This window comes from Moorena sp. SIO2C4, from assembly GCF_010672485.1.
In the GTDB taxonomy this organism is placed as follows: domain Bacteria; phylum Cyanobacteriota; class Cyanobacteriia; order Cyanobacteriales; family Coleofasciculaceae; genus Moorena; species Moorena producens.
Window position 1 is genome coordinate 1 of the sequence record NZ_JAAHGN010000454.1, and the last position, 5,801, is coordinate 5,801.

The 5,801-nt window shown below is 43.2% G+C and carries 4 protein-coding genes; 1 reads left to right on the forward strand and 3 read right to left on the reverse strand.

The window, feature by feature from the left end; genetic code table 11:
* The coding region (locus F6K20_RS21735) for a non-ribosomal peptide synthetase (protein WP_287295991.1) at positions 1–2,998 on the forward strand (2,998 nt) is incomplete at its 5' end.
* Between the two features lie 50 nt (positions 2,999–3,048).
* On the opposite strand, the gene F6K20_RS21740 is transcribed toward F6K20_RS21735, so the two are convergent.
* The 3 genes from F6K20_RS21740 to F6K20_RS21750 form a co-directional block, all read right to left on the reverse strand.
* On the reverse strand, positions 3,049–4,491 hold the full coding sequence (locus F6K20_RS21740) for a cytochrome c biogenesis protein (protein WP_502708857.1): 1,443 nt from the start codon (positions 4,489–4,491) through the stop codon (positions 3,049–3,051).
* A 204-nt stretch (positions 4,492–4,695) separates the two neighbouring features.
* Complete coding sequence (locus F6K20_RS21745; RefSeq protein WP_008191315.1) at positions 4,696–4,881, reverse strand: hypothetical protein; 186 nt, start codon at positions 4,879–4,881, stop codon at positions 4,696–4,698.
* Between the two features lie 11 nt (positions 4,882–4,892).
* The gene (locus tag F6K20_RS21750) at positions 4,893–5,633 is read right to left on the reverse strand and encodes a cytochrome c biogenesis protein CcdA (protein ID WP_287251388.1); all 741 of its coding nucleotides are present in this window, start codon (positions 5,631–5,633) and stop codon (positions 4,893–4,895) included.
* Between the last annotated feature and the right edge of the window lie 168 nt (positions 5,634–5,801).

Consider the following 5,801-nt stretch of genomic DNA (forward strand, 5'->3'; position numbering starts at 1 on the left):
TAGTACTATTGCTAAGTTTGATTTAACCCTGTCAATGACAGAAATAGAGATAGGATTTGTGTGTATATGGGAGTACAACACGGACTTATTTGATGGGTCTACTATTAAACGGATGGCCACTCATTTCCAAAACTTGTTATCAGCAATTGTGGAAAATCCCCAACAAGTAGTCTCAGAGTTACCTTTATTGAGTGTAGAGGAACGTCATCAACTGTTAGTGGAGTGGAATGATACTGCCAGTGAATACCCAATAGATAAATGTATTCATCAGTTAGTTGAAGAGCAGGTAGAGAAAACACCCGATGCTATAGCCGTGGTGTTTGACCAGGAGCAGTTGACTTACCATCAATTAAATCAAAGGGCTAACCAATTAGCACATCACCTACTTTCAATGGGAGTAAGACCAGAGGTACTGGTAGGTATTTGTGTGGAACGTTCTGTTGAAATGGTGGTAGGACTTTTGGGGATACTGAAGGCTGGTGGTGCTTATGTACCCCTGGATCCTAATTATCCTCACCAACGACTGAGTTATATGTTGGCCGATTCCGGTGTTGAGGTGTTGTTGACTCAACAGTCGTTACTAGAATCTTTGCCATCACATACAGCACAGATGGTTTGTTTGGATAGTGATTGGGGTGCCATAGAGCAATATAGTGGACAGAATCTTGATGTCGGGGTTCACTCGGATAATTTGGCTTATGTGATTTATACCTCTGGTTCTACCGGTAAACCTAAGGGAACAATGATTCTCCATAGTGGTGTGGGGAATTATTTAAGCTGGTGTACAAAAGCTTATAATGTTGCCGATTCAGAAGGCTCTACTGTTAATTCTTCTATTGGCTTCGATGCCACTATTACCAGTTTATTTTATCCTTTGTTGGTAGGACGTAAGGTAGTTATTTTACCAGAGGAAGGAGAAATTGAAGCCCTTAAAGCCGCCTTGTGTTCTGGGACTAAGTTTAGCCTGGTTAAAATCACTCCGGCTCATTTAGAAATCCTCAGCTATTTATTGGCTCATGAGCAAGTCACAATTGAGAATAAAGCCTTTATAATTGGTGGGGAAGCTTTGTCAGTAAACCACATTAAATTCTGGCAAAAATACGCTCCTCAGATTAGATTAATTAACGAATACGGTCCCACAGAAACTGTTGTAGGATGCTGCATTTATGAAGTTGGAGAAAAAACCTTTTCTGGAGGTAATATTCCCATCGGTCGCCCCATAGCCAACACCCAAATTTATATCTTAGACAAACACCTGCAACCAGTACCGATAGGAGTACCCGGAGAACTCTACATCGGAGGTGATGGCTTAGCCAGAGGATACCTCAAGCGCCCAGAACTAACATCGGAAAAATTCATCCCAAATCCCTTCTGTAATTCCAAATCACAACGACTCTACAAAACCGGAGACCTGGCGAGATACCTACGAGACGGTAACATCGAATTTAAAGGACGTATCGATAACCAAGTCAAAATTCGAGGCTTCCGTATCGAACTAGGGGAAATCGAAGCAGTCCTGTCCAGCCACCCCCACATCCAACAAACCGTAGTTATTGCCCGAGAAGATATTCCTGGTAACAAACGCCTAGTCGCCTACTATGTCAGTCAGTCCGAATCACTAAGCACCAACCAACTACGTGAATTCCTTAAACAGAAACTGCCAGAATACATGGTGCCCAGTGCCTTCGTTACCCTAGACACCTTGCCGTTAACACCAAACGGCAAAGTAGACCGCAAATCACTACCCGCACCAGATGGGGTTGTCACATCAGTTGAGGAATATGTAGCTCCACGCACCCCTACTGAAGAAATAATCGCCAACATCTTCGCGAAGGTTCTAGGAGTGCAAGATGTTGGAATACATGACAACTTCTTTGAATTAGGAGGACATTCTCTACTGGCTGTCCGTTTAATGTCCCAGATTCAACAACAATTCCAAATCAATTTACCTTTAGCAACCCTTTTCCAAAGTCCCACCATTGAACAACTAGCGAGCCTTCTGGGTTCTTCAGTAAATACACAAAACCCCATCTTAGTGGGCATTAAAACCAGTGGAAACCAACCTCCATTATTCTGTATTCACCCGGTTGGTGGCAATATCCTCTGTTATGCAGACTTAGCTCGTCATTTAGATCAAGATTATCCAGTATATGGTTTACAATCTCTAGGTTTAGATGGGCAACAGCAACCCTTAACTTCTGTTGAGGAGATGGCATCCCATTATATTCAAGCAATACAGCAAATTCAACCCCAAGGTTCCTATCATCTCATCGGCTGGTCTTTTGGAGGTGTAATTGCCTATGAGATGGCACAACAATTACAGACTAAAAATACTTCAGTGGCTCTTCTAACTTTAATAGAAAGTTATGTACCCACTTTAATTCAGAAACCTTCAGAAATAGATCAAGCCATGATAGTAAATCTATTCATTGGCTGGTCTTTTGGAGGTGTAATTGCCTATGAAATGGCACAACAATTACAGGCTAAAAATGAGCCAGTGGCTCTTATAACGTTAATAGACAGTTATGCACCTACTGTAATTCAGATGCCTTCAGAAATAGATCAAGCCATGATAGTAAATCTATTGGCTCAAGATTTGGGAGGTCTCTATGGTCAAGAGTTAGATATATCCCATGAAACACTTAGACAACTTGAACCAGACGAACAAGTTTTGCATCTATTTGAGCAAGGCAAACAGCAAGGGATATTGCCATCAGACCTAGAAATAGAGCAAATGCGTTCTTTATGGAAAGTTTTGAAAGCAAATATTACGGCATATTATCATTATAAACCAAAAGCTTATCCAGGTTCACTTCTCCTTATAAATGCTAGTCAAACTTCCCCAGCAGTAATTGAAGACCCAACCCACGGCTGGGGTTCTCTAGTTAATGGTGACATCCAAACTCACACTATTACTGGAGACCATTACACCATTATCAAAGCCCCCCAAGTTGAGGCTCTGACTACAGAATTGAACAAGTATCTATTGAACAACTAGCACGTCTTGGCCGCACTGGCTCCCCTGTTCCGAAGCTGCATCCCTAAATACTAAGCAGATTTAGCTAGTAAAGGTTCTACGGTCTGGGATGATTCACCCACCTGCTCTAAAATCTCAATCAATTCCCGTTCAAAGGTGACCAAAGCACGATTGGTTTTCCCACCAATATAAAAGCGATCGCCTTTTTGTAATGCCCAAATCTGAGAGTGGGAGACATAACTCATCAGTACCCCTAACATCAGTAAGCCAAAGCCAGTGTAAACAAAGGGAATACCGGGGTCCGCTTTAATTTGTAAGCCAGTGCTGCCGATGACATCTTTAATTTTAAGTATCACCCCATTGACCTTAATCCCCATACCAGGACGAACGCTTGAAACGAGATTACCGGTTCCATCATAGACAAACAGCGTTCCCTGCAAATCCCTAGCTAAAAGAGATACCCCTTCACTTAAATCAGGTTTTGTGGGAACCCAAGTTCCCCAAATCCGTCCTTGACCATTAGTGGGAAGTTGTGCCATGGGAAGCTGGAAAATTGGACTATTATTCAACTGCACCTGAACCCCAGCAATCCCCCAATCCGTTTGGTAAAAGGTGACACCTCGATATCTTAGGGGCTTATTGACATAAATAGTTTCTTGGTCAATGTCTTCACCTTGACTATCCAAAACTGACAGATTGGAGTAAAATTGATCAATATCCCCGGATGGAGTGTAATCAATCCAGAAACGATTCACCCGCACTGACAAATCTTTGGGGATTTGGGGCCAAGCAAACGGACCGGCATCAATAATGTTTCTAACTTGGAATGTATTGCCACTGGTAACCATTTCCTGAGCCGTAAATCCTGTCATTGAGCCCCAAATTGACCCTCCCAGGATAATCAACATACTGGCATGTACTACAATTGGACCAATCCGTCCGATAATTCCTTTACGGGCGTAGATAGTATCCCCCTCTTGGAATACCTTGTAACGCCGCTTCTCTAACAACTCAGTGAGGGAAGTAAAAGACCCCTTGTCCAACTCTACACTCAAAGCAAGTTTCCCAAACTGGCGGGGTTCTTTGTAAAACTTCCAATTCCGGGCTGCTTTTAAAGCTGGAAATTGACGAGTGAAGGTACAGGCGGTCAGACTACTACCGAATAACACTAATAAGGACAAAAACCACCAAGTCCGGTAGACATGATCTAACCCTAGCAGCAACAACACCTTCCAGCTCAGGAAACCAAACAACGCTGGGTCTTCAGGATAATTAGCTTGGTAAAATGCCAGAGATTCCCCCTGTTCAATAACTGTACCGCTGATGCTAAAGAGTGCGATCGCAAGCAGCAAGATAATCGCTAACCGTAAGTTAGCCAGCACTGATACTAACCGACGCCACAACCGACTGCTACTATTCAATGATGAGTTATTTGATGAGTTATTTGATGAGTTATCTGATGAGTTATTTGATGAGTTATCTGATGAGTTATCTGATGAGTTTTCTAAAGTCATATTCAGTCTAGTTAATTACTTGTTTTCTGAATAGGATGAGCAGATTTATGAAAAGAATCTCAGTAGCATTCAGCGGTCAGCAGTCAGCGGTCAGCGGTCAGCGGTCAGCGGTCAGCTTAAAATAAACCCAGCGTAGCGTGCGCCGTTCCCGTAGCGTGCGCAAACGAGAGAATTTAATAGTTCGAGATTTATGATAATTGAAAGTCACCAGAAAAGTCCATTGCGCGTAGCGCATAAGCTGATAGCTGATAGCTGATAACTGATAGCTGATAGCTGATAACTGATAGCTGATAGCTGATAGCTGATAGCTGATAGCTGATAACTGATAGCTGATAGCTGATAACTGATAGCTGATAGCTGATAGCTGATAGCTGATAGCTTACGACGCACTCAGTACTCAGTCAAAAAATTCCCACAGGAATCCGAGACAACAACGAAAACACACCAAATGCCACCAATAGCGCACCACTTACTGGTGTAATCCAACTCGACCACTGTCGCAATTCTAATAATCGTTTAATTGAAGCAGTAAACGTACCTGCCAAGATCAAGGGTGCCACATAACCAGCTGTATAAGACAACAGCAAGGCACCACCTAACACTAAATCTTTAGTTGAGACAACCCAAGCCAGTAACGTTGCTAATACCGGTGTACTGCAAGGAGACGCAACTAAACCGAAGGTCAAACCAATGAGATAAGAGCGTAACCCTTTCGGCCATTCCTGGGAAATCCAATCCATACCACCCCAACTTGGAAACTGTAGCGGTAGTGCTTCTAGTAAATTCAACCCCATAATAATGGCGATTAGGCTCACAATAATCGGTAAGCCAACACCGATTTGACCATAGACTCGCCCGATAGATGCTGCGATAATTCCTAATGCAGCTAAGGTTGTGGCTAAGCCTAAGGAAAACCATACCGATTGGGTAGCAGCTTGCAGCCGTCCTTGATTTTCATAACCACCGATGTAGCCAATCGTGATCGGTAGCATTGATAGCATACAGGGGGTTAGGCTAGTCAGCAACCCAGCAGCAAAGATGATGGCTATGCTGACTAGGCTCAGGTGAGTCAGTTGGCTGTCAACCAGGTTATTAGCGAATTGTTGGAGTTGATAGAGTTGAGTCGAGAATGTGTCAAGCATAGGGAATTTTAACACCCAGTTTGCTTGAATTTTAGCGTATTGAACCCCTCAAGTAGAGTGGCCAAATCCCAGGGATATAGCAGTCGCCAGGGCAGTTAGGACATCGACATTAGTCTCACACCCTTTGTAAGCGATGCAGAGGTGCGACCCGTGGCGAATTTAATTCGC